19 protein-coding genes are annotated in these 22,983 nt (G+C 64.6%); 14 read left to right on the top strand and 5 right to left on the bottom strand.

Annotation, left to right across the window (positions count from 1 at the left end):
• Nucleotides 1-283 precede the first annotated feature (283 nt).
• From DEJ47_RS24795 to DEJ47_RS24815, 5 genes are all read left to right on the top strand, one after another.
• Nucleotides 284-2,716, top strand: a complete 2,433-nt coding sequence (locus tag DEJ47_RS24795) for a type I restriction-modification system subunit M (RefSeq protein WP_150171753.1) — start codon at nucleotides 284-286, stop codon at nucleotides 2,714-2,716.
• Nucleotides 2,716-3,921 carry a restriction endonuclease subunit S gene (locus DEJ47_RS24800; protein WP_150171755.1) on the top strand — a complete coding sequence of 402 codons (1,206 nt, stop codon included), beginning with the start codon at nucleotides 2,716-2,718 and terminating at the stop codon, nucleotides 3,919-3,921. Before DEJ47_RS24795 ends, DEJ47_RS24800 begins: the two co-directional genes overlap by 1 nt.
• Nucleotides 3,918-7,010, top strand: a complete 3,093-nt coding sequence (locus DEJ47_RS24805) for a type I restriction endonuclease subunit R (protein WP_150171757.1) — start codon at nucleotides 3,918-3,920, stop codon at nucleotides 7,008-7,010. The genes DEJ47_RS24800 and DEJ47_RS24805 overlap by 4 nt, the downstream gene beginning before the upstream one ends.
• Nucleotides 7,011-7,044: 34 nt before the next feature.
• Complete coding sequence (locus tag DEJ47_RS24810; protein WP_223828493.1) at nucleotides 7,045-7,725, top strand: M48 family metallopeptidase; 681 nt, start codon at nucleotides 7,045-7,047, stop codon at nucleotides 7,723-7,725.
• Nucleotides 7,726-7,932: 207 nt separating this feature from the next.
• Nucleotides 7,933-9,927 carry an ATP-binding protein gene (locus tag DEJ47_RS24815; RefSeq protein WP_150171761.1) on the top strand — a complete coding sequence of 665 codons (1,995 nt, stop codon included), beginning with the start codon at nucleotides 7,933-7,935 and terminating at the stop codon, nucleotides 9,925-9,927.
• Between the two features lie 518 nt (nucleotides 9,928-10,445).
• Here the strand turns inward: DEJ47_RS24815 and DEJ47_RS24820 are convergent.
• Both DEJ47_RS24820 and DEJ47_RS24825 read right to left on the bottom strand, forming a co-directional pair.
• Entirely contained in the window at nucleotides 10,446-11,405 is a 960-nt protein-coding gene (locus DEJ47_RS24820) for an AAA family ATPase (protein WP_150171763.1), read from the bottom strand.
• 116 nt (nucleotides 11,406-11,521) lie between these two features.
• On the bottom strand, nucleotides 11,522-11,704 hold the full coding sequence (locus DEJ47_RS24825; protein WP_223828494.1) for a helix-turn-helix domain-containing protein: 183 nt from the start codon (nucleotides 11,702-11,704) through the stop codon (nucleotides 11,522-11,524).
• Between the two features lie 121 nt (nucleotides 11,705-11,825).
• Here DEJ47_RS24825 and DEJ47_RS24830 point away from each other — a divergent pair, with 121 nt between their 5' ends.
• From DEJ47_RS24830 to DEJ47_RS24845, 4 genes are all read left to right on the top strand, one after another.
• Nucleotides 11,826-12,392 carry a hypothetical protein gene (locus DEJ47_RS24830; protein WP_150171767.1) on the top strand — a complete coding sequence of 189 codons (567 nt, stop codon included), beginning with the start codon at nucleotides 11,826-11,828 and terminating at the stop codon, nucleotides 12,390-12,392.
• Entirely contained in the window at nucleotides 12,367-13,545 is a 1,179-nt protein-coding gene (locus DEJ47_RS24835; RefSeq protein ID WP_223828495.1) for a tyrosine-type recombinase/integrase, read from the top strand. The genes DEJ47_RS24830 and DEJ47_RS24835 overlap by 26 nt, the downstream gene beginning before the upstream one ends.
• Before the next feature lie 309 nt (nucleotides 13,546-13,854).
• The gene (locus DEJ47_RS24840; RefSeq protein WP_150171769.1) at nucleotides 13,855-14,139 is read left to right on the top strand and encodes a hypothetical protein; all 285 of its coding nucleotides are present in this window, start codon (nucleotides 13,855-13,857) and stop codon (nucleotides 14,137-14,139) included.
• Nucleotides 14,121-14,534 carry a PIN domain-containing protein gene (locus DEJ47_RS24845; RefSeq protein ID WP_150171771.1) on the top strand — a complete coding sequence of 138 codons (414 nt, stop codon included), beginning with the start codon at nucleotides 14,121-14,123 and terminating at the stop codon, nucleotides 14,532-14,534. Before DEJ47_RS24840 ends, DEJ47_RS24845 begins: the two co-directional genes overlap by 19 nt.
• 34 nt (nucleotides 14,535-14,568) lie before the next feature.
• Here the strand turns inward: DEJ47_RS24845 and DEJ47_RS24850 are convergent, their stop codons facing one another.
• A complete protein-coding gene (locus DEJ47_RS24850; protein WP_150171773.1) occupies nucleotides 14,569-14,859 on the bottom strand; it encodes a hypothetical protein in 291 nt (96 codons plus the stop codon).
• A 212-nt stretch (nucleotides 14,860-15,071) separates the two neighbouring features.
• Nucleotides 15,072-16,136 (bottom strand): ribosome small subunit-dependent GTPase A, encoded by a 1,065-nt coding sequence (gene rsgA / locus DEJ47_RS24855; protein WP_223828496.1) that lies wholly within the window; start codon nucleotides 16,134-16,136, stop codon nucleotides 15,072-15,074.
• A gap of 356 nt (nucleotides 16,137-16,492) precedes the next feature.
• On the opposite strand from rsgA, the gene DEJ47_RS24860 reads away from it, so the two are divergent.
• The 5 genes from DEJ47_RS24860 to DEJ47_RS24880 are packed head-to-tail and all read left to right on the top strand — an operon-like array spanning nucleotide 16,493 to nucleotide 22,223.
• Nucleotides 16,493-18,103 (top strand): ABC transporter substrate-binding protein, encoded by a 1,611-nt coding sequence (locus DEJ47_RS24860; protein WP_161237664.1) that lies wholly within the window; start codon nucleotides 16,493-16,495, stop codon nucleotides 18,101-18,103.
• Between the two features lie 55 nt (nucleotides 18,104-18,158).
• Nucleotides 18,159-19,085 carry an ABC transporter permease gene (locus tag DEJ47_RS24865; protein ID WP_150171778.1) on the top strand — a complete coding sequence of 309 codons (927 nt, stop codon included), beginning with the start codon at nucleotides 18,159-18,161 and terminating at the stop codon, nucleotides 19,083-19,085.
• A gap of 36 nt (nucleotides 19,086-19,121) precedes the next feature.
• On the top strand, nucleotides 19,122-20,075 hold the full coding sequence (locus DEJ47_RS24870; RefSeq protein ID WP_150171780.1) for an ABC transporter permease: 954 nt from the start codon (nucleotides 19,122-19,124) through the stop codon (nucleotides 20,073-20,075).
• 11 nt (nucleotides 20,076-20,086) lie between these two features.
• Entirely contained in the window at nucleotides 20,087-21,145 is a 1,059-nt protein-coding gene (locus DEJ47_RS24875) for an ABC transporter ATP-binding protein (protein WP_150171782.1), read from the top strand.
• Complete coding sequence (locus DEJ47_RS24880) at nucleotides 21,138-22,223, top strand: ABC transporter ATP-binding protein (protein ID WP_150171784.1); 1,086 nt, start codon at nucleotides 21,138-21,140, stop codon at nucleotides 22,221-22,223. The genes DEJ47_RS24875 and DEJ47_RS24880 overlap by 8 nt, the downstream gene beginning before the upstream one ends.
• Before the next feature lie 2 nt (nucleotides 22,224-22,225).
• On the opposite strand, the gene DEJ47_RS24885 is transcribed toward DEJ47_RS24880, so the two are convergent.
• Nucleotides 22,226-22,903, bottom strand: coding sequence for a response regulator (locus DEJ47_RS24885; RefSeq protein ID WP_150171786.1), 678 nt, complete (start codon nucleotides 22,901-22,903; stop codon nucleotides 22,226-22,228).
• Nucleotides 22,904-22,983: the final 80 nt, after the last annotated feature.

Below are 22,983 nucleotides of genomic sequence, written 5' to 3' on the forward strand. Positions count from 1 at the left end.
GCGTCTTCTTGAAGGTGCATCCTTTGGCCGCCGCAGCCGACTGCCGTCTTCGCTCTGTGGCCCGCCCGCCGGGCGGCTCTGCTTGGCGTCGGCCGCGAGGTGCCTCTCTTCCCATACAAGGCAGCTCTGCCGCTTTCTCTACTACGCTTCCCGGGTGGACTCGGCTGCCGCTTGCGTGGAACTCGCATCGACGGCTGGAAACGGCCGCGCGACGTAAGGTCACGCCGCAGGCATCAGGGTTGGCGGCCCGCGCGACCGCCATGACATACCGGGAAGAAGAGCCTTGGCCCTCAAGAAGACAGACCTGTACAGCTCGCTCTGGAAGAGCTGCGACGAGCTGCGTGGCGGGATGGACGCCGGCCAGTACAAGGACTACATCCTCACGCTGCTCTTCGTGAAGTACGTCTCCGACAAGGCCAAGGCCGACCCTGACAGTCTCATCGACGTACCGCCCGGCGGCTCCTTCGACGACATGGTCGCCGCCAAGGGTGACAAGGAGATCGGCGACCGCTTCAACAAGATCATCAGCCGGCTGGCCGAAGCGAACGACCTGCGTAACGTCATCGACCTCGCCGACTTCAACGACGAGGAGAAGCTCGGCAAGGGCAAAGAGATCCAGGACCGGCTGTCCAAGCTGGTCACGATCTTCAGCGACCTTGACTTCCGAGGCTCTCGAGCCGAGGGCGACGATCTCCTCGGCGATGCCTACGAGTACCTCATGCGCCACTTCGCCACGGAGTCCGGCAAGAGCAAGGGGCAGTTCTACACCCCCGCCGAGGTATCCCGTGTGCTGGCCAAGGTGGTCGGCATCACCAAGGCCACCCGCCAGGACCAGACGGTCTACGACCCGACCTGTGGCTCCGGCTCGCTTCTCCTGAAGGTCGCCGCCGAGACCTCGCGCGGCATCACGATCTACGGCCAGGAGAAGGACAACGCCACGTGGGCGCTGTCCAAGATGAACATGATCCTGCACGGGAACGAGGACGCCGAGATCCTCAAGGGCGACACGATCACCAGCCCTCAGTTCACCAACGGCAGCGCACTCCAGACGTTCGACTTCGCCGTGGCCAACCCGCCGTTCTCGATCAAGTCCTGGAGCAACGGGCTGGAGCAGGAGTACGGCCGCTTTGAGTACGGCCGGCCGCCGGAGAAGAACGGCGACTACGCCTTCCTGCTGCACATCCTCAAGTCGCTCAAGAGCACGGGCAAGGCGGCGGTCATCCTCCCGCACGGCGTGCTCTTCCGCGGCAACGCCGAAGCCGACATCCGCCAGCGCCTCCTGAAGCAGGGGTTCATCAAGGGCATCATCGGCCTCCCCGCGAACCTCTTCTACGGGACTGGCATCCCGGCCTGCATCATCGTTCTGGACAAGGAGAACGCCGTCGGCCGTACCGGCGTCTTCATGATCGACGCGTCCAAGGGCTTCATCAAGGACGGCAACAAGAACCGCCTCCGCAGTCAGGACATCCACAAGATCGTCGACGTCTTCACGCGACAGACCACGATCGACCGCTACTCGCGCATGGTTCCGCTGTCGGAGATCGCCGATCCGAAGAACGACTACAACCTCAACATCCCCCGATACATCGACTCCTCCGAGCCCGAGGACATCCAGGACCTCCACGCGCACCTGTACGGCGGCATCCCTGACCGTGACCTCGACGCGCTCAGTGGCTACTGGGATGCCTTCCCGCAGCTGCGCAGTCAGCTGTTCCAGCCGAACCGTCCCGGCTACAGCGACCTGACCATCGATGTCAGCCACGTTCAGCAGACGATCCTTGAATCGCCCGAGTTCCAGAAGTTCACCCAAGAGGCCCGGGCGTTCACCACCGAGTGGTTCGCCGCCCATCGCAAGAAGCTCGAAGCGATCGACGAGACTACCCGGCCGAACGACCTCATCACCGACCTCGGCGACGACCTGCTCAGCCGCTTTAAACCAGTGCCGTTGCTGGATGAGTACCACATCTACGAACAGCTCATGACGTACTGGCACGACGTCATGCACGATGACGTCTTCATGGTCATGAACGACGGCTGGCTCGAAGCCGCCAAGCCGCGCAAGATCGTGATCGACAAGGACCGAAAACTCTTCGAGACCCCTGATCTCGTGGTGGGCACTGGCCGCAGCGCCGAGAAGTACAGGATGGATCTCCTCCCGCCGAATCTGATCGTTGAGCGTTACTTCGCCAAGGAACGCGCTGAGGTTGATGAGCTCACGTCGGTATCGGAGGAAGCGAGTCGCCTGGTCGAGGAGTACGTCGAGGAGCATGCCATTGAGGGCGGGCTCCTAGCGGAAGCGATGGACGACGAAAAGATCAACAAGGTACTGGCTTCAGCACGGCTGAAGAGAGCACGGCATGAGGGTGCGGACGCTGACGAAGTGGCAGCTCTGTCGCATTTGATCAAGCTGTACAACGCGGAGGCGGTAGCGAAGAAGACGGCCAAGGAAGCGGAAGCTGCGCTCAGCCTTGCCACGCTGAAGAAGTACGGCGACCTTACCGAGAGGGATGTGCAGGCGCTTGTCCTGGATGCAAAGTGGCAATTCACGGTCACAGCGCGCGTTACCTCCGAAGCTGAGGCCCTGACGCTCGTCCTGGTGAACCGAATCCAGCAGCTCGGCGACCGCTACGCCGAGACCCTTGGGGAAATCGATAGTGAATGCGCCGAGTTCGAGAGTCGGGTTGCTGGCCACTTGGCTGACATGGGGGTCAAGTGATGGCCATGCAGGATTCCATTATCGGGGAAATTCCGGCGGACTGGAAATGCGCGACTATCGGTTCTGCGTACGAGATCTGCAACCAGAACCGATTGCCTATCAGCCGGGAGCGGCGGAGAGATAAGTCAGGCCAGTACCCCTACTACGGTCCGACAGGGGTGCTCGACTATATCAACGAGTACAGGTTTGACGGCACGTTTGCCTTGATTGGTGAGGACGGTGATAATTTCCTCAAGTTCGCCACTCACCCCATGACTCTACTGGCGAGTGGGCGCTTCAACGTCAATAATCACGCTCACGTCATCGGCTCGGACGGCGTCAATCTCGTCGAATGGTTTCAACAGTACTTTGAGCATCGCGACATCACTACGCATCTGACGCGCCAAGGGGCCAGTCGCTACAAGCTAACGAAAGCGGCGTTGCTGGATCTGCCGCTCGCGCTCCCGGGGCAACCCGAGCAGCAGGCGATTGTGAACGCGCTCTCGGACATCTCCGGGCTGCTGAAGTCACTCGATAGGGCTTTGGCGAAGAAGCAGGCTATCAAGCAGGGGCTCATGAGGGAGCTTCTCGAGGGGAGGATGCGCCTTCCCGGATTCTCGGAAAAATGGTCTGAGAAAAAAATTTCCGAGCTTTCTACTGTTAACCCTGAGTCTCTCGCGAGCGGAACCAGTCCAAGGCGCAAGGTCGATTACATCTCGCTTGAAGATGTTCGACGAGGCGATATTTTCGGCGCTACTCAAATGGAATTCAAAGACGCGCCTTCTCGGGCCAGGCGCGTTATTCGGAGTCATGACATCCTGTTTGGCACAGTGCGCCCAAATCTGCAGTCGCATGCCCTGTATCGTGGCAACTGGAAGCATCCGATTGCGTCGACCGGTTTCGCTATTGTGCGAACTGGTTCATCGAGCGATCCCGGCTTTTTGTTCCAGCTCCTCATGAGCCACCTGGCGGATGTTCAGATCAGCCGAATTATTGCGGGCTCCAACTATCCTGCCGTTTCCAGCGCAGACGTCTGCAGGCTCACGTTCATGGTTCCATCGCTCGAAGAGCAGCAAGCAATTGGGGCGGTCCTTTCTGATTTCGACAAGGAGCTTTCCCTGCTCAAGCGTCGTTCTGTGAAAGCTGTCGCCATGAAACAGGGCATGATGCAGGCGCTGCTCAGCGGCCGAACCCGCCTGCCTGTTCAGGGGGAGGGCAGCGAATGAGCGACGTCGGGCAGGTCGAGCGCGAGGCTCAGAACCGAGTCGTACGGTTGTTCAAGGAGCAGCTGAGCTACCGCCACCTCGGCGGCTGGGAGCGCCGCGCTGGTAACTCGCATATCGAGGTCGAGCTACTGGAGTCAAACCTTCGCGCCCGCGGCTACGGCAGCACCCTCGTCAGCAAAGCGATCGATCAGCTCAAGAAGGCCGCCGCGCTCGGTAGTGGTCGTGATCTGTACGAGGCGAACCGCGCCGTCTATGAGTTGCTCCGCTACGGAGTCAAGGTCAAGCCGGGTGCTGGCGAGCAGTACGAGACGGTCTGGCTCATCGACTGGAGCGATCCACAGGCCAATGACTTCGTCGTCGTCGAGGAGGTGACGATCGTCGGGAAGCAGACGAAGCGACCCGACATCGTGCTCTACGTCAACGGCCTGGCTCTGGTGACTCTGGAACTCAAGCGCTCCCGGGTGGCGGTGAGCGAGGGCATCCGGCAGACCATTGGGAATCAGAAGCCCGGATTCATCCGGTCGTTCTTCTCTACGGTCCAGCTTGTGCTCGCCGGTAACGACGTGGAGGGCCTGCGCTACGGCGTCATCGATACGCCTGAGAAATACTGGCTGCAGTGGAAGGAGCCCTCCGACGTCAGGGAGCCCTTGGACCGTGCACTGCTCCAGATGTGCGGTAAGGAGCGGCTACTTGAGCTGATCCATGACTTCACCGTCTTCGATTCCGGTGTTCGTAAGGCATGCCGTCATAACCAGTACTTCGGCGTCAAGGCCGCGCAGGAACGTATCGGTCGACGTGAGGGCGGCATCATCTGGCACACCCAGGGTTCGGGGAAGTCGCTCACGATGGTGTGGCTGGCGAAGTGGATCCGGGAGCACCAAGACGACGCCCGAGTCCTGCTGATCACCGATCGCACCGAGCTGGACGAGCAAATTGAGAAGGTCTTCAACGGCGTCAACGAGCAGATCTATCGCACCAGTAGTGGAGTGGACCTTCTGGACACTCTGAACAAATCCGCCGAGTGGCTCATCTGCTCTCTCGTGCACAAGTTCGGTAGCTCGGCGGATGGTGGGGACGGGACCGAGGCTGGCAACGAGTTCATGAAGGAGCTCAAGGCCAGGATCCCCAGGGGCTTCAAGGCCAAGGGCAACCTCTTCGTCTTCGTCGACGAGGCCCACCGCACTCAGTCGGGCAAGATGCACGACGCGATGAAGGACCTACTGCCGGGTGCCATGTTCATCGGGTTCACGGGGACACCGCTGCTCAAGGCGGACAAGGCCACCAGCAGCGAGAAATTTGGGTCGTTCATCCACACCTACAAGTTCGACGAGGCCGTCGAGGACGGCGTCGTGCTCGACCTTTGCTACGAGGCCCGCTCCATCGACCAGCACCTGACATCGCCGGCGCAGGTGGACAAGTGGTTCGAGGCCAAGACTCGCGGCATGACCGATCTGTCCAAGGCAGAGCTGAAGAAGCGCTGGGGCACGATGCAGAAGGTCGTCTCCTCCGAGCCTCGGGCGAAGCAGATCGTGCAGGACATCCTGCTCGACATGGAGACCAAGCCCCGCCTGATGGACGGGCGCGGTAACGCCATGCTCGTGGGCGAGAGCATCTACCAGGCATGCAAGTTCTACGAGCTGTTCTGCAACGCGGGCTTCCGAGGGAAGTGCGCCATCGTCACCAGTTACGCCCCGAGTCCCGGAGATATCTCCAAGGAGGACTCCGGCGCAGGCCAGACGGAGAAGCTGCGTCAGTACGACATCTATCGAAGGATGCTCGCCGACCACTTCGGAGAGTCCGAAGACGCTGCCATGACGAGGGTTGACGAGTTCGAGAAAGAGGTCAAGCGACAGTTTGTCGAGGAGCCTGGCCGGATGCGCCTGCTCATCGTGGTCGACAAGCTTCTGACCGGGTTCGATGCGCCGAGCGCCACGTACCTCTACATCGACAAGAAGATGAGCGATCACGGCCTGTTCCAGGCGATCTGCCGGGTCAACCGACTCGACGGAGACGACAAGGAGTTCGGCTGCATCGTCGACTACCGCGACCTGTTCAACTCCCTACAGGACGCCATCACCGACTACACGTCTGGTGCACTCGACGGGTACGAGCCACAGGACATCGAGGGCCTGCTGACTGACCGGATCGAGAAGGCGCGAGAGGCTCTCGATGAGGCGCTGGAACGAATCCGCGCGCTCTGCGAGGTGGTTGCGCAGCCCCGGAACACGCTCCAGTACCAGCAGTACTTCTGTGCGGCCGATCCCGGTAATGCCGAGCAGCTCAAGGCCAACGAGCCCAAGCGTGTCGAGCTCTACAAGGCCGTTGCCGCGGTCACGCGGGCCTTCGCCAACCTGGCCAACGACATGGAAGCTGCCGGATACACCAGCCAGGAGGCAGAGGACATCCGCGCTGAGATCCGGCATTACACGGATGTCCGCGACGAGGTGAAGCTCGGAGCCGGCGAGGACGTTGACTTCAAGCAGTACGAGGCCGGTATGCGGTTCCTTCTGGACACCTACATCCAGGCGGACGCGTCCGAGACCGTGTCCGACTTCGAGGACACCGGCCTCGTTCAACTCATCGTCGAACTGGGTGCCGGGGCCCTCGACAAGCTGCCAAAGGGAATCAAGAGCAGCCCTGAGGCCGTCGCCGAGACGGTCGCCAACAACATGCGCAAGCTGATCATTGAAGAGCATGCGACGAACCCGAAGTACTTCGACAAGATGTCGGAGCTGCTCGACGCCATAATCGAGAAGCGGCGCCAGGGCGCGATCGAGTACCAGGACTACCTCGCCAAACTGTTGGAGACTGCCGCGCAGCTCGGTAGAGGAGAGTCCGACGAAACGTACAAGTACCCCGCCTGGGCCAACAACGGGGCGAAGCGGGCCTTGGTCGACTTTTTCCTCCCCGATGAGCGACTGGCTGTCGAGGTCGACACCGCGGTGCTCCACTCGAAGCCGCATGCATGGGTGGGTAACCCGTTAAGGGAGCGGAAGGTTCGGAACGCGCTGAAGCGAGCGCTGCCCGACGATTTCGACCGGCTTGATGAGCTCCTTGAACTGGTGAAGGCAAGGCATGAATACCACTAGCGCCCGTTTCGCGGTCCGGGGCATTGACGTCCACGTGGTCTACAAGGACATCAAGAACCTGCACATCGGTGTGTACCCCCCCATAGGGCGCGTTCGGGTGGCCGCGCCTCAGCAGCTGGATGACGATCAGGTCCGCCTGGCCGTCATCCAGCGGTTGCCGTGGATCAAGCGTCAGCAGGATCAACTGCGCTCGGCTGAGCGTCAGTCCGTGCGCGAGATGGTCAGCGGAGAGTCCCACTACGTGTGGGGTGTGCGACGACGCTTGAAGGTCATCGAGCGGCCCGGACGCCCGCATGTAGAACTCGACGGCGACCGAATGGTGCTCTACGTGCCGAGCGGGACGAGTGAGGAGCGCCGTCGCGACCTGCTCGACCGGTGGTGTCGTGAGCAACTCCGTCAGGCGATCCCTGCGCTCATCGAGCGCTGGGAGACCAAGCTCGGGGTTTCGGTGCCGTGGTGGGGTATCCGCCGGATGAAGACCAAGTGGGGCTCCTGCAACCGAGAGACCCGCCGCCTGTGGTTCAACTCCGAACTGGCCAAGAAGCATCCAGAGTGCCTTGAGTACGTCGTCGTTCACGAGATGGTCCACTATCTCGAACGGGGACACGGCCAGCGCTTCGCCCAGCTGATGGATGGCTTCCTGCCGGACTGGCGTAGTCGCCGTGATCGCCTGAATGACGCACCGCTCTCTGACGAGCTATGGACGGGGCGTTGAATGCAGCGAGGACTACTTGTGTCCGACGGGGCCTTCTCCACGGCAACAGCCCCATGTCTGCTCTGAAGCCCGTAGGGACAGTGGACGCATTTCCGTTGCTCGAAAATATCGAGTGACGTTTATCAGCTATGCGAGTTAAAGATGGGGGAGGTGTTCAGCTTCCCCTCAGTCCCATTAGATGACGATGACGCGGAAGGTGCTGACCCCATGGCGAAGCTTCGGTTGACCGTAGGGCGGGGGCACGTCGAGGAGCTGGCACGCCTGCGCCATCCCGTCGGAGCCGTCGAGGAGCTGATCTGGAACTCTCTCGACGCGGACGCCGAGACTGTCACCGTCGTGCTTGAGCGCAACGACTTCGGTGGAGTCGACCGGGTCGCCGTGATCGACGACGGCACTGGTATCGCGGCGGAGAAGTGCGGCGACTACTTCGAGCAGATCGGTACGTCCTGGAAGAAGCGCACGCAGGTCAGCGAGGTCAAGAAGCGCGTGCTGCACGGGAAGAACGGGCGAGGCCGTGTCCGGGCCTTCGCGCTCGGCAGTGAGGTGCGCTGGACCAGCGTGAGCGGTACGCAGGGGATCCGCCGTCGTGTGGTCATCGAGTCCGACCGCAGCTCTATGGACGAGTTCGACGTCAGCGATCCCGAGCCGACGGCCGACGCAACGGGGACGGTCTTCGAGGCGTTCGGCGGTGAGGACCTCCAGAAGCTGACCGAGGACGCCGCCCGTACCGCGCTCACTGCCGCCTTCGCGCTCCACCTGGAGGCGTACCCGGACATCTGCATCACCTATGACGGGACGCGGCTGGACCCGGCTTCGGAGCAAGTGCACGTCGATACGTACGAGGTGGCGACTCCACCGGGCAGTTCTCACCCGCCGGCCCAGCTGAAGATCATCGAATGGTCGCGTCCGTACTCCCGGGCTCTGATCCTCTGCGACGGCCGAGGTATGTCCTTGGCGCAGCTGAAGCCGGAGATCCAGGCTCCCGGCTTCCACTTCACGGCGTACCTGTCCTGGTCGGGGTTCGAGGACGATTCGGTCGGCGACCTCGCCTTCGCCGATTGGACACCGGAGGGGCCCGCTGCCGAGGTGCTGGCCGAAGCCCGGGAGCGTATGCGTGAGCACTTCCGCTCCCGCGCCGACGAACGTCGTCGTGAGCTCGTCGACTCGTGGCGTGCGGAGGGTTTCTACCCGTATACAGGTGAGCCCGCCAACGACCAGGAGCGTGCGGAGCGCGAGACCTTTGACGCCGTGGCGACCGCGGTCGTCCGGCACTTGCCGGCGAGCAAGAGGGCCCAGAAGGTGTCCTTCGCGCTTCTGCGCTCCGTCTTGACCCACGAACCGGGCGAAGTGCTGCGCATCGCCGAGGAGCTATTCGCGCTTTCCAAGCAGGAGCAGGCAGAACTCAGTCGGCTGCTGGATCGTACGCCGCTGTCCGCCCTGATCAAGGCGTCGACCGCGACAACCGGACGCCTCGATTTCCTGTCTGCCCTGGAGCACCTCGTCTTCGACCCCGTGGCCAAGGGGCGGGTTAAGGAACGCACGGAGCTGCACCGGATCCTGGAGAACGAGTGCTGGATCTTCGGCGAGGAGTACGGACTGCACGTCAGCGACCGCAGTCTGACCGAGGTGCTGAGACAGCACTGTCGTCTTCTCGATCGGGACACACCCGCACCGGCCCCCGTTCTGAGGGAGGACGGGAGCCGGGGGATCGTCGACCTCATGCTGTCCCGTGCTGCCCGGCAGCGGAAAGGGGAGCGTCACCACCTCGTGATCGAACTCAAGAGGTCGAGTGTTACCCTCGGCATGTCCGAGTTCACGCAGATCAACAGCTATGCGCAAGCGGTTATGAACGACGACCGGTTCCGGGACCCCAAGGTAACCTGGGACTTCTGGCTCGTCGGCAATGCCATGGACGACGGTCTTCGCCAACTCGCCCACCAGCAAGACCGGATGCCTGGATGTGCTGTCAACCAGCCCACGTACCGGATCTGGGTACGGACCTGGGGCGAGATTATCGAGGACGCGCAGGAGCGGCTCCGCTTCTACAGCGAGCAGCTTGAGTACCAGTCGTCGACCGAGCACGCCATGGACTATCTGATCAGGGAACACACTGACACGGTCATGGATCTGGTGAGTGACGGTACGGTGCCCGCGGCCAGGGCGGGGGACAGCGGATCGATCGGAGCCGCCACCACCTCGTGAGGCCCCATCCCTACGACGGTGAAGGGCAACGGTGGAAGGGCATGGGCAAGGAGCAACGGCGTCAGAAACTGGACGTGAGCCTGGACTCCTGACGAGAGGGCCGCCCCCGCGGCCCCGAGGAAGGCAGCGGCGAAGAGCAAGTACGCGAGTCGAGCCTCGTCAGTCGTCTACATCAAGAACGGCCGATAGGCCGCTTCCTGGTTGGACCACTTCGCGGCTTCGCGTACTTGCTCTTCGCCGCTGCACAGGCTTACGGCTTCGCCGCTGGACGCAATCGCGTACTTGCGTAAGTCGTCTTGCTCGTTCGGGGAGCCGCTGCCTTTGTCAGGCGGGCTTCGAGGCTTCGGGCTTTCGTAGTCCCCCAGTGGCCTGCGTGCTGGTCGGCCACAGGCCGCCAGTGTCCAGATGTCCTGACGTACTTACGTAAGTAGAAGGAGGAGCGAGGCTTGCCGAGCGGAGCGAGGTAGCTGGTGGTGGTGACACTTCCTGTAAGGGGGCTGCATCACCACCACCACAGATCAGGCGGGCTCGGAGCGCCTCAGGGTCCAGCGCCCACCGACGTACTCCAGGGCATCCCTGAGCTTGGGGCGAATGGTCTCCACGCTCTTGCCGACCGTCGGGGCGTACCGCTGGGCGAGCGGCCTGTAGTTCGTCTCCTCCGGCTGCTCCTCGATGATCCGCGCTGCGAGCACTTCGTCCCAGGGCTTCGCCTTCGGCATGTCGACGGCCTTAATCTGGGGCCTCGCCCGCTTCCAGACAGGGACCTCGCTGGTCGCGCTGGCCCGGTACACGGTGACGTCGAGGTTGAGGTCTTCTCGGGCGCGATTCATCTTGACTTCGATGCGCCGCCCGCGCTTGCCGGAGTTCCTCAAGGTGATGATGCCGCGAGCGCCGGCCGCGATCGCCCGTCCGCCGATGGGAGAGGACGCGACGCTCATTCCCTCCGCCGTTCCCTTCGGGGTGTGCGTCACCACCAGCACGGGGATGCCCATGTCCGTGATCGGACGCAAGCTGTGCCCGAACCGTTGCGCTGTCACCGGGGACGAGATGTCCTCACCCGGTGCGAGCGCGCCGAGCATGTTGTCCAGGACGAACAGGCCCGGCCTGATGTCCGCGAGGTCTTCGTAGATGCCCTTCCAGTAGCCGGAGTCCCGCGCGTCCCGGACGGGGAAGATGGTCACAGAGTCGTCCGGTACGGCACCGTCCAGCCGCTCCTTCAATTCCTCCGCCGCGCCGTCGTCGGTCAGGCCGTAGACGATGTGGTCGATTCTTCGATGTACCGGCAGGCCGAGGAACGTCGGCTCGCCGTTGAGCAGGGCTATGCCCATGCCCGCGCTGAGCAGTGTCTTGCCCGCCTTGGGCTCGCCCGCCAGCAATGTTGTCCGGGTGGTGAGGAGGTCGCCGATCAGGAACGCGTCTTCGTACGGGACCCGCTCGATTTCGTGGAGCTGCCGCCCCTTGTCCTTGGTGGCTCCCACCGTGCGTGGCCGTCCTTCCTTTGAGCGGAGCGGCACAGGTATGCGCCGCTGTCTCCCGCCGGATGGCGGGATCATGTGACCTCCATTCGGTCGGGTACGGATGAGAGGTCCGCAGGTCAGGCGGAGGCCGGGCATCCCCGGTCGAGCCAGCGGTCGACTTCGGACATGCGGAAGCGCAGGCTGCCGCCGACCTTCCGGGACGGGAGGCCGAGTATCCGGTGGTTGTTGTAGATCCAGGCGGGCTTCTTGCCCAGGTACTCAGCCAGTTCGTCAACGGTCATCAGGCGGTTGTCGTGCAAAGGCGGATCTCCTTCGGTTCGTCGTACCGGCATCATCCTGAGCAATGCATCTGGTTCTGTCAAAGCTGGATGTGTCACCTCTAGACTTGACTGGGGCTGAATGGGTTCGTACGTTCCTCGCATGGAGATCACACGTAGCCCTGACGGTCCGCCGTCGCGTGCGGGCATCGAGATTCACCGGCGTATCGGCTCATGGAAGGTGACGATGTGGCGGCCAGCCGACTCCGTGGGCGGTGGGCCGCAGGAGATTCGGATCGAGCCTCACGAAGACGGCGACCCGCAGGAGATCGCCCGCGGCCTGTCCAGCACGGTGCTCCGGCAGATCGACACCAGATCGTTCGTGGAGATGCTCGACGCAGCTCCGACCGGTATTGACCAGGCCGTGGAGGAGGAAGCAGGACTCCTGCGTGGGTGGCTCGCCGACGCGCCCAGAGGGGTCACCGATAGGTACCTGGCCATGCTCTCGGCGGTCTATGTGCGGGTCGTCGAGATCGGTGAGCGGGCCCCGATCCAGGCGCTTGAGGAGATTACGAACATCAAGCAGGCCACGCTCAAGGGGCACCTGCGCGCTGCACGGAAACGCGGCTTCCTGACCAAGGTCGAGGGCAAGGCGGGCGGACAGCTGACGGAGAAGGCCGACGAGGTGCTCAGGGGGATGAAGAGTGGCGCAGGTACTGAAGAAGTGTGACTGCCGGAACAAGACCCGGTGCGCGCACCTGTGGACAGTCCGGTACCGCGAGCCCGGTGGGCGGACGGGGCGTCAGCGGGAGAAGTCGTTCCCCACGAAGCGGGAGGCCGAGAGCTTCGGCGTCAAGGCGGAGAACGACAAGCGGGCCGGGGTCTACATCGACCACCAGCTCGGGCAGATCTCCATGCGCAAGTGGGCGGAAGAGTGGCTCGCGCAGCACCAGGTGAACGAGTCGACCCGACGGAACTACCAGGGCTTCATCTCGAACCACCTGGTTCCCGCGCTCGGTGCCCGCACCCTCGCCAGCGTCACCATCCCGGATGTGAAGAAGCTTCAGACGGCCATGGTGAACGGCGGATTGGCGGCATCGACAGTCAATGACCGCATGAACATCCTGCGCGCCATGATGGCGACCGCCGTCAAGGAACGGCGCATATACGAGAGCCCGTGCGACGGGGTGCCCCCGATCAAGATGGCAGGCGCTGCCGTCGACCCGGACGAGATACCGACGCTCACGGAGGTGTACGCCATCGCCGCCGCCATGTCCGATCAATACCGGCTCACGGTGTGGCTCCAGGCGGGTGCTGGGCTGCGTATCAGTGAGGCTCTGGGGCTGACCTCCGACTGTCAGCGGGAAGGCTTCCTGCGGCTGCGTAGGCAGATCAGCGCCAAGGCGAACCAGGGTGACTGCGTGACGCGGTTTGTGCCGCTCAAGCACCGCACGGCGGACGAGTACCGGGACGTGCCCACGCCGACGTTCCTTGACCGGGAGATCGGTAACCACCTGAAGCGCTGGGGCACGGTCGAGGTCGACGGCGTAGAGGCGTTGTTCGCGCCGCGTGAGCGGGGCAAGGGGAAGATGCCCACGGCGTCGACGTACGGCTATCACTGGCGGAAGGCGTGCGCGGCGGCGGGCGTAGTCACCCCGGACAAGAAGCCGAAGTACACCCCGCACTCCCTGCGCCACTTCTTCGCCTCGGCCGCGCTCGCGAACAGCGTTCCGATCCACGAAGTGAGCCGCTGGCTCGGTCACCGGAACATCAAGACGACCGTCGACACGTACGGGCACCTGGTGCCGGAGGCGTGGGACCGGTGCCGGGACGGGATGCAGCAGGCGCTTCGGCCGTCGCCGGTACTCGCCGTGGCGGCGTGACGTGCTGACTCGACGACACGGTGCTGACCCTGCACCCCTCGAAGGGGCGGAAAGCCTTGGGAACACTGGGAAGAAAGGGGTTCCATGAACGTTCCGCTTCAATGTGTAGCGGCTGATCCAGCACCACGTCGCTGATCTGGCGAACGTGCAGGTCAGGTGGGGTCCGGCTCTTCGGGGTCGGGCCCTTGGTTTTTTTCCCGTGCTGGGATGGGGGTGCCCGTGCCGGGATTTGTGTGAGCGGGGCGCCGACCGAGCTGTGACGGTAGTGCGGACGTGGCACTTTTCCTACTCGTTTGACACACTCGGGGTATGGGTGAGACGACGTACAGCATCGGGGAAGGTCCGGCGACGCGGGTGAGCCTGTCGCTGCCCGAAGGGACCGCGGAGGCGATCCGGGCGCGGGTGGGGAAACGGGAGTTCTCCGCGTTCATCACCCAGGCGGTCGAGCGTGAGCTGCGCGGGCAGATCCTGGACGAGTACCTGGCGGACTACGAGAGCCGCAAGGGGCCGGTCTCCGAGCAGGCTCGGCAGGGGGCGCGGCAGGTCTTCGACGAAGTGTTCGCCGAGGAGGCGGAGTGGCCCGCCGCAGGCTGAGTCACGAGGGGACGTTGGTCCTCGACAGCGAGGGACTCTCGAAGCTGCTCGCCGACGACGAGCAGGTGGTGGCTCTGATCGCCGAGGCACGCTCGCGCGGCATGGAGGTCGTGATCAGTGCGCTCGCCATCATCGAAGCGGTCCATGCCCGTACGAACAAGTCCCGCCTGAATTGGGTGCTTTCCGGGCTGCGGGTCGTCCCGGTCGGTGACGAGGAGGCGAGGGCGGCCTCGAAGCTGCTGACGAATGCCGGGTTGCACGGGCACAAGTACGCGATCGATGCGGCGGTCGCCGAGGCGGCGCTGCGGCAGCACCGTCCCGTGGTCATGCTGACGTCCGATATCGACGACATGGCCAAGCTGTGCGGTGAGCGGGTCCGGCTCGTGGCGGTGTGATTTCGCTTGGTTCGGCTCAGTAGGAGCGGGGCCCCTAGGGGCTCCAGTGGCCGAGGAAGGGCTTGAGGTCGTCGCCGCTGGGCTTCGGCGGCGTGGGCAGCTTTGGTGCTGAGACGGACTCGGTGAGGTGTTGGAGGTGCGCGTCCGCGAATGCGAGCCACGCCCCGATCTCGGTCCGTCCCTGTCCGGGCGGCAGTGATGTGGCGCGGTCGCGTACTGCTGTGACGTATTCGGTCAGGTGGTTGGCCTTGTGCCAGGCGTCTGCCTGTTCTCCGAGGTGTTTGACGCGACAGGCGTGGGCGTCGTCGGCGCGGGCTTCCTGCATGGCGGCCTCCCACCGCTTTTGCCGCACCTCTCTGGCTTGTCGGTCTGCGAGAGGTTTACGTTCCGCGGCTTCGCCGCGCAGGCCGACCGGACACGGGGTCCGTCTGCCGCACACCGATCATCCTTTCCCCCGGCTCAACGCGCCCGGCACGGGCCCGGCTCCTCGGAGTCGGGCCCGTCTCGTTGCCCCGGTGAGGCGCCCCCCGAGGCGGCTCACGACCCGCGTTTCCAGTCGCGGCGTACCTGTTCGCGCTGGCGGGCGTCGATGCGTTCGCCGATCCACTCGTTCTCCGCGGTCAGTTTGCGGAAGCTCTCCAGGCGGCGTCGGGAGATCTCGCCCTCCTCGACCGCGGCCAGCACCGCGCACCGGGGTTCCGAGGTGTGGGAGCAGTCGTGGAAGCGGCAGGAGGCGGCCAGTTCCTCGATCTCCGAGAAGAGCATGGCCAGGCCGTCCGCCGCGTCCCACAGGCCGACGCCACGCAGGCCGGGGGTGTCGATCAGGGTGCCGCCGCCCGACAGGAGGAGCAGGTCCCTGCGGGTCGTGGTGTGCCGGCCCTTGCCGTCGCTGTCCCGGGCCGCCCTCACCTCCTGGATCTCCTCGCCGACCAGTACGTTGGCGAGGGTCGACTTGCCCGCGCCCGACTGGCCGAGCAGCACGGACGTGCCGTGCGACACGTGCGAGCGCAGGGTGTCGAGGCCGTGCCCCGTCCGTGCGCTGACGGCGAGCACCGGTACGTTCGGGGCCGCGCCGCGGATGTCCGAGGCGAGGTGGTCCAGGGTCTGCTCGTCGTCGACGAGGTCGGACTTCGTCATGACGACCATCGGCTGCGCACCGCACTCCCAGGCCAGCGCCAGGAAGCGTTCGATCCGCTCCAGTTCGAGCTCCACTGCGAGCGACACGGCGATGACGGCGTGATCGACGTTGGCCGCGAGGACCTGGCCCTCGGAGCGTTTCGTCGAGGTGGAGCGCACGAAGGCGGTGCGGCGGGGCAGCAGGGCGCGGATCGCGGGCGGTTCGGTGTCGCGGTCGAGTGCGACCCAGTCGCCGGCGCAGACGGCCCACATGGGGTCGCGGGGGGCGACGGGGTTCGGGTCGGATCCGAGCAGCACGGTGGAGCGTCCGTCGGCGGCGGGGGTCACCACCTCGCAGAGGCCGCGTTCGACCCTGACGACCCGTCCGGGCGACAGCCCCTTCGCGGCGTACGGAGCGAAATCGGCTTCGACCCCGGCGTTCCAGCCGTACGCGGCCAGTGGGTGAGAGGCCTCGGGCTCTGTCAACGAATCCACCCTTCATACGGCAGTTTCGTCCGAGCGTACCCGCGGTCCGGATTGCGTCGGCAGGTCCGCTGATTACGGCTGTTGTCATCGCTCTGCTTATGGGGAGTGAACGCCGTACGCGCCGTGCGGTCAACATATGGGGCCGGGCCGTCCATTCGTCATTACTCCGCCGTTTCATCGACAGTGACGTGTTTTCCGTTTGCTCCCGTTTCGGCACCTGAAGTGTTGCCGCGTAACAGAAACGTGATGTCAGTCCGGGTGTTCCCGGAGGTCGGGCCTTTCCATAGTTGGCGGCCGTGGGGCGGGTTACCGAGGAGACGGGGAACTGCATGCGTGCAATAAGGGTCACTGGATGGATGGCAGGGGTGGGGGCCCTGGTTCTGACCATGTCGGCTTGCGGCGGCGGGGAGACCCAGCGGACCGCAGCCGACGGCGGGACCTTCCGCTTCGGCTTGACCGAACCGGCCGCGATCGACCCCGGTCTCGCGTCGGAGACAACGGGACTCATCGTCTCCGAGGTGCTGTTCTCCGGCCTGTACCGGGTCAATCCGAAGGGTGAACTCGAGCCGCGGCTCGCCACGTCGGCCAGCACGAACGACGACTGCACGCAGTGGAAGTTCACCATCAAGGGCGGCACGAAATTCACCAACGGTGAGACCGTCGACGCGGAATCCTTGATTCGTGGCTGGAACCGTACGGTGAGCCCGGCACTCGCCTCCGATGTCTCGTACCACCTCGACGGCATCAAGGGGTACGAAAAGGTCCGCAGCGGAAAAGCGAAGCGGATGAGCGGACTGACCGCACCCGACGCCACCTCGCTGCGGGTCGACCTCTCCGCGAGTGACTGTGAGTTCGACAAGAAGACGGCGCACACGGCCTTCAGCCCCATTCCCGAGGCGGCCGCGAAGAGCGACAAGGAGTTCGCGGACCTGCCCATCGGGAACGGGCCGTTCAAGATGGCGGGCAAGTGGGACCACAACAAGAAGATCTCCCTCGTCCGCAATGACGCCTATGGACTCAAGAAGGCGAAGCTCGGCGGGATCGACATCACGCTCGTCAACAGCCAGAGCATGTTCGACCTCGAGTACCAGGGCTTCCAGACGGGGATCTTCGACTACGCGCACGTGCCGCCGGGGCAGCTCTCCAAGGCCGAGGCGCAGTACAAGCCCGCCGGCAAGTGGATGTCCCAGGACGTCAACGGCATGAACTACCTCCTGCCGATCACCGACCAGGGGCCGCTCAAGAGCCGGGACGCCCGCCTCGCGATCTCGTACGCCATCGACCGGCAGGCCATCACCAAGGGCCTGTACAAGGGGTACCAGCGCCCGGCCTCGTCCATCGTCCCGCCCGCACTGCCGAAGTCGTACCAGGACGGGCTGTGCACGTCGTGCCTCAAGCAGGACGCCGCGAAGGCGAAGGCACACGCGAAGAAGGCGGGCCTGAAGCCGGGGGACGAACTGTCCCTCGTGTTCAACACCGGTGTCGGGCACGACCAGTGGATCCAGGCCGCGGCCAAGCAGATCGAGGACACCCTCGGGCTCAAGGTGAAGGTGAAGGGAACGACCTTCACGGAAGGGCTCGAGAAGGAACAGAGCGCCGAGGCCACCGGCCTGTTCCGTTACTCCTGGGGCGCCGACTACCCGACGCCGGACAACTATCTCTACCCCTTGCTGCACTCGAACTCGATCGCCAAGGACAAGTCCGGAAAGGTCATGGGCGACAACCGCAGCCGCTACCACAACCCCGAGTTCGACGAACTGGTGGAGCGGGGCCGTGCCACGAAGGACGAGAAGAAGCGCATCGCCGTCTACAAGCAGGCCGAGAAGGTCGCGATGGACGACATGGCGCTGATCCCCACCTTCCAGAGGTCCGAGTACCGGCTCGCGGACAAGAAGAAGTTCGCCGGCCTCGACGTCCTGTCGTTCGGTGAGAGCCCGTACTTCGAGGGGATCGAGCTGCGGAAGTAACCGGCAGCCGGACAGGGAGTGCAGAGAACCATTCGCGTACGGGAGTAGGGACAACATGGGACGCTATATCGCCCGGCGCCTCGGACAGATGGTGCTCGTCCTCATCGGGACGACGGTGGTTCTCTTCCTCTGCCTCTTCGTGTTGCCGGGGGACCCGGCCAGCTCTCTCGCCGGCGGCGAGAACGCCCATGACCCGGTCGTCGTGGCCGAGTTGAAGGAGCGATTCGGCCTCGGCGAGCCGCTCTACCAGCAGTACTTCCACTATCTGGTCAACCTTCTCTCCGGCGACCTGGGCGAGGATTACGTACAGCGGCGTGAAGTGAGCGAGATTCTCGCGCCGAAGCTGCTGAACACCGCTCAGCTCGCCCTCGCCGCGATCGTGGTCAACGCCGTCGTCGGAGGGACGGTCGGCATGATCGCGGCCCTGCGGCGGAACAGCATCTGGGACGTCTCGGCGACGTTCGTCTCCACGCTGGCGATCGGCTTCCCCACGTTCGTCATCGGCTTCCTGCTGCAGAAGTTCTTCGTCGTCGAACTGGGGTGGTTCCCGCTGCTCAGCACCGGCGACCTCCGATCCCTGGTGCTGCCGGCGGTGAGTCTGGCCATCGTCGACGCGGCGCTCGTGGCCCGGCTCATGCGCGGAACCATGGTGGAGGTGATGCGGGCCGACTACATCAAGACGGCCGTCGCCAAGGGGTTGCCGCCCCGGGTCGTGCTGGTCCGGCACGTGCTGCGCAACTCCGTCATCCCCGTGGTCACGTATCTGGGCATCTCCCTCGGCCTGCTGATGGGTGGAGCCCTGATCACCGAGGCGATCTTCAACTGGGACGGAGTGGGCCTGGCCCTGGTCGACGCGGTCCGTCAGCAGAACAACCCCATCATCCTGGGGGTGGTGACGTACGGCGTCGCGGTGTTCGTCGTACTCAGCATGCTCGTGGACCTGCTCTGCGCGGCCCTCGATCCGCGCATCCGGGAAAGCTGACGACGGCCGTGGCACCGGCCCCGACGAAGGAACCCCATGAGTGAGCTGATCAAGAGTCCGGTCGAGCTCCCGGACGTCCCGTCACCGGCGCGCCCGCGCACCGCGGGCGGAACGGCGGAGCAGGCGGGTGAGGAGACGACCGCCGGGCCGGCGACGTCCTACTGGAAGGTCGTGTGCAGCACCTATCTGCACAACAAGCTTGCCGTGCTGGGCCTCGTCATCGTCACCGTCCTGGCCCTGACGGCCGCCTTCGGCCCCTTCCTGACACCGCACGACGCCTACGCGCAGGATCTGAACAACACGATGGCGGGGCCGTCGGCCGAGCACTGGTTCGGGACGGACGGACTGGGGCGTGACCTGTTCGCGCGGCTGGTCGTCGGCACACGTCTCGCCCTGCTGATCGGACTGGCATCCATCGCGCTGACCTGCGGCGTCGGCGTGCTGCTCGGAGCTCTCGCCGGATACGCGGGCCGCTGGATCGACTCTGTGATCATGCGGACGGCCGATGTCTTCCTGGCGTTTCCGCTGCTGGTCGGTGCGATCACCATCATCCTCGTGACCGGTCAGGGAGTCTGGCCGGTCATCGTCGCGCTGGCGCTGTTCTCCTGGGCGACGGTGGCTCGCCTGCTGCGCAGCTCGATCCTCACCGTCCGCGAGGCCGATTACGTCGCCGCGGCGCGCGCCTTGGGCGCCGGCCACACCCGGATCGTGCTGCGGCACATCCTGCCCAACTCGATCTCCCCGGTCCTCATCTACGCCGCGTTCAACACCGGAACCGCGATCGTCGGCGTGGCCTCCCTCTCCTTCCTCGGCATCGGAGTCGCACCCGGCGTCCCGGAGTGGGGGAACATCCTGGCCGAGGGTCGCCAGTTCATCGGCGTCAGCGATCACCTGTGGGTCTTCCCCAGTCTGGCGATCATCCTGACCGTGCTGGGCTTCGTCTTTGTCGGTGACGGGCTGCGCGACGCCCTTGACCCCAAGCTGCGCTGAAGGAGGAGGACGTGAAGACCATCTTTGAGAAGGCTCCCGCGCCGAGCCCGCGCGGCACGGACGAGAGGGGACTGCCCCTGCTCGAGGTCCGCGACCTGCACGTGGAGTTCACGACCCGGGACGGTGTGACCAAGGCCGTCAACGGCGTGAACTACAGCGTCGGCGCGGGTGAGACGCTCGCGGTGCTCGGTGAGTCGGGCTCCGGCAAGTCCGTGACCGCCCAGGCGATCATGGGCATCCTCGACATGCCGCCCGGCAAGATCCCGCAGGGCGAGATCCTCTACCGCGGTCAGGACATGCTGAAGATGAGCGGGGAGGAGCGCCGGAAGATCCGCGGCCGGAAGATCGCGATGATCTTCCAGGACGCGCTCTCCGCCCTGAACCCGGTCCTCACCGTCGGTTTCCAGCTCGGTGAGATGTTCCGGGTGCACCAGGGCTTGTCCAAGAGGGAAGCGAGGCACAAGGCCGTCGAGCTGATGGACCGGGTGCGGATTCCGGCGGCCGAGGAGCGGGTCGGCGACTATCCGCACCAGTTCTCCGGCGGTATGCGCCAGCGTGTCATGATCGCGATGGCGCTGGCCCTGGAGCCGGATCTGATCATCGCGGACGAGCCCACCACGGCGCTCGACGTGACGGTCCAGGCGCAGGTCATGGACCTGCTCGCGGAGCTCCAGCGCGAGTACGACATGGGCCTGATCCTGATCACGCACGACCTCGGCGTCGTCGCCGACGTGGCGGACAAGATCGCCGTCATGTACGCGGGCCGGATCGTCGAGACCGCTCCGGTGCACGAGCTGTACCGGAGCCCGGCGCATCCGTACACCCGTGGCCTTCTCGACTCGATCCCGCGCCTGGACCAGAAGGGCCGCGAGCTCTACGCGATCAAGGGGCTGCCGCCCAACCTCACGCGTGTGCCCAGTGGTTGTGCCTTTCACCCTCGCTGCCCGCGGGCGCAGGACATCTGTCGCGCGGACGTTCCGGTGCTGCTGCCGGTGACGGAGCGGGACGGCGTGGCACCGGCCGGCCGGGCCAGTGCGTGCCACTTCCCGGAGGAGACGATCCATGGCTGAGACGTCGGCCGAGCGTGGTGAGCCGATCCTGCAGGTCCGCAACCTGGTGAAGCACTTTCCTCTGACGCAGGGAATCCTGTTCAAGCGGCAGATCGGTGCGGTCAAGGCCGTCGACGGTGTCTCCTTCGACCTGTACCAGGGCGAGACGCTGGGCATCGTGGGCGAGTCCGGTTGTGGCAAGTCCACGGTCGCCAGACTGTTGATGACCCTGGAGCGGGCGACGGCGGGTGAGGTGTTCTACAAGGGTCAGGACATCACGAAGCTGTCCGGGCGGGCGTTGAAGGCGGTCCGCCGGAACATCCAGATGGTGTTCCAGGACCCGTACACGTCCCTCAACCCCCGTATGACGGTGGGTGACATCATCGGGGAGCCCTTCGAGATCCACCCGGAGGTGGCCCCGAAGGGTTCGCGCCGTCAGAAGGTCCAGGACCTCCTGGACGTGGTGGGTCTCAACCCGGAGTACATCAACCGCTACCCGCACCAGTTCTCGGGTGGTCAGCGTCAGCGCATCGGCATCGCGCGCGGTCTGGCCCTGAATCCTGAGATCATCATCTGCGACGAGCCGGTCTCGGCCCTGGACGTGTCCGTCCAGGCGCAGGTCATCAACCTGATGGCCAAGCTCCAGGACGAGTTCAACCTGTCCTACCTCTTCATCGCGCACGACCTGTCGATCGTCCGGCACATCTCGGACCGCGTGGGCGTGATGTACCTCGGGAAGATGGCGGAGATCGGCTCGGACGAGCAGATCTACGAGCACCCGACGCACCCGTACACGCAGGCCCTGCTGTCCGCGGTGCCGGTTCCGGACCCGGAGTCGCGTGAGGGGCGTGAGCGGATCATCCTCACCGGTGATGTGCCGTCCCCGGCGAATCCGCCGTCGGGCTGCCGCTTCCGCACGCGGTGCTGGAAGGCGGAGGACAAGTGCGCGAAGGAGATCCCGCTCCTGGCGATCCCCGAGCGTTTCAAGGGTCAGGACACCCCGGCGGCACACGAGTCGGCCTGCCACTTCGCCGAAGAGAGAACGGTTCTCGTCAGTCAGGGAAGTGGCCGTGCCACGACAGGAGGTTCATCCGCCTGAGGTCACCGCGCGGACGCCGACATCTGCATCACACCGGAGCGGTAGGCGAACGAGACCAGCTGGGCCCTGTCCTTGAGTTCGAGTTTGTTGCGCAGCCGGTAGACATGCGTGCGTACGGTGGCGATGCCGATGGCGAGATCGATGGCCACCTGCTCCGTCGACAGGCCCTTCGCGATCAGCGACAGCACCTGGCGCTCCCGGGGCGTCAACGCGGCGGCGACAGGCTGCAGTTGACCCTCGGGCCTGCTGTCCTGCCGCCGGAACCAGTTGACCAGCCGCTCGGCGACCCTGGGTGCCAGCATCATCTGTCCTTGGGCCGCCGAGTGGACCGCCGAGACCAGCTCGGCGCGGTCCACCTCCTTGACGAGCAGACCGGTCACCCCCGCGTGCAGGACCGCGGAGATCACTTCGTCGCTGTCGTCCATCGTGAAGGCGACGACCTGAGGGGCGGGCGAGAACTTCTCCTCGTGGAGTCGCTTGACCATTTCCAGGCCGGAGATCCCCACCAGGTCGAGACTGGTGATGATGACGTGCGGACGGCGCGTACGCGCAATCATCATCGCGTGTATGCCGGAATCGGTTGAGTCGATGACCCGAATTCCTTCTTCGGAAGCCAGAATCGCACTGATTCCGTTCCGCACGACCGGCAATTGGTCGCAGACGAGAACATCTATGGGCATTCTCTATTTCGCCTCCCGTGAGTGGGTTCCACGGGAATACGCACGGCGTTGCCGGAATGACTACACGCACTGTTCGGGCA

The sequence above is a fragment of the Streptomyces venezuelae genome (assembly GCF_008642355.1).
Lineage (GTDB): Bacteria > Actinomycetota > Actinomycetes > Streptomycetales > Streptomycetaceae > Streptomyces > Streptomyces venezuelae_B.

Coding starts and splice junctions, on each gene's coding strand:
- DEJ47_RS24800 (WP_150171755.1), top strand. CDS start 2,716: ATGGCCATGCAGGATTCCATTATCGGGGAAATTCCGGCGGACTGGAAA.
- DEJ47_RS24805 (WP_150171757.1), top strand. CDS start 3,918: ATGAGCGACGTCGGGCAGGTCGAGCGCGAGGCTCAGAACCGAGTCGTA.
- DEJ47_RS24815 (WP_150171761.1), top strand. CDS start 7,933: ATGGCGAAGCTTCGGTTGACCGTAGGGCGGGGGCACGTCGAGGAGCTG.
- DEJ47_RS24830 (WP_150171767.1), top strand. CDS start 11,826: ATGGAGATCACACGTAGCCCTGACGGTCCGCCGTCGCGTGCGGGCATC.
- DEJ47_RS24840 (WP_150171769.1), top strand. CDS start 13,855: ATGGGTGAGACGACGTACAGCATCGGGGAAGGTCCGGCGACGCGGGTG.
- DEJ47_RS24850 (WP_150171773.1), bottom strand. CDS start 14,859: ATGCAGGAAGCCCGCGCCGACGACGCCCACGCCTGTCGCGTCAAACAC.
- DEJ47_RS24860 (WP_161237664.1), top strand. CDS start 16,493: ATGGCAGGGGTGGGGGCCCTGGTTCTGACCATGTCGGCTTGCGGCGGC.
- DEJ47_RS24865 (WP_150171778.1), top strand. CDS start 18,159: ATGGGACGCTATATCGCCCGGCGCCTCGGACAGATGGTGCTCGTCCTC.
- DEJ47_RS24870 (WP_150171780.1), top strand. CDS start 19,122: ATGAGTGAGCTGATCAAGAGTCCGGTCGAGCTCCCGGACGTCCCGTCA.
- DEJ47_RS24880 (WP_150171784.1), top strand. CDS start 21,138: ATGGCTGAGACGTCGGCCGAGCGTGGTGAGCCGATCCTGCAGGTCCGC.
- DEJ47_RS24885 (WP_150171786.1), bottom strand. CDS start 22,903: ATGCCCATAGATGTTCTCGTCTGCGACCAATTGCCGGTCGTGCGGAAC.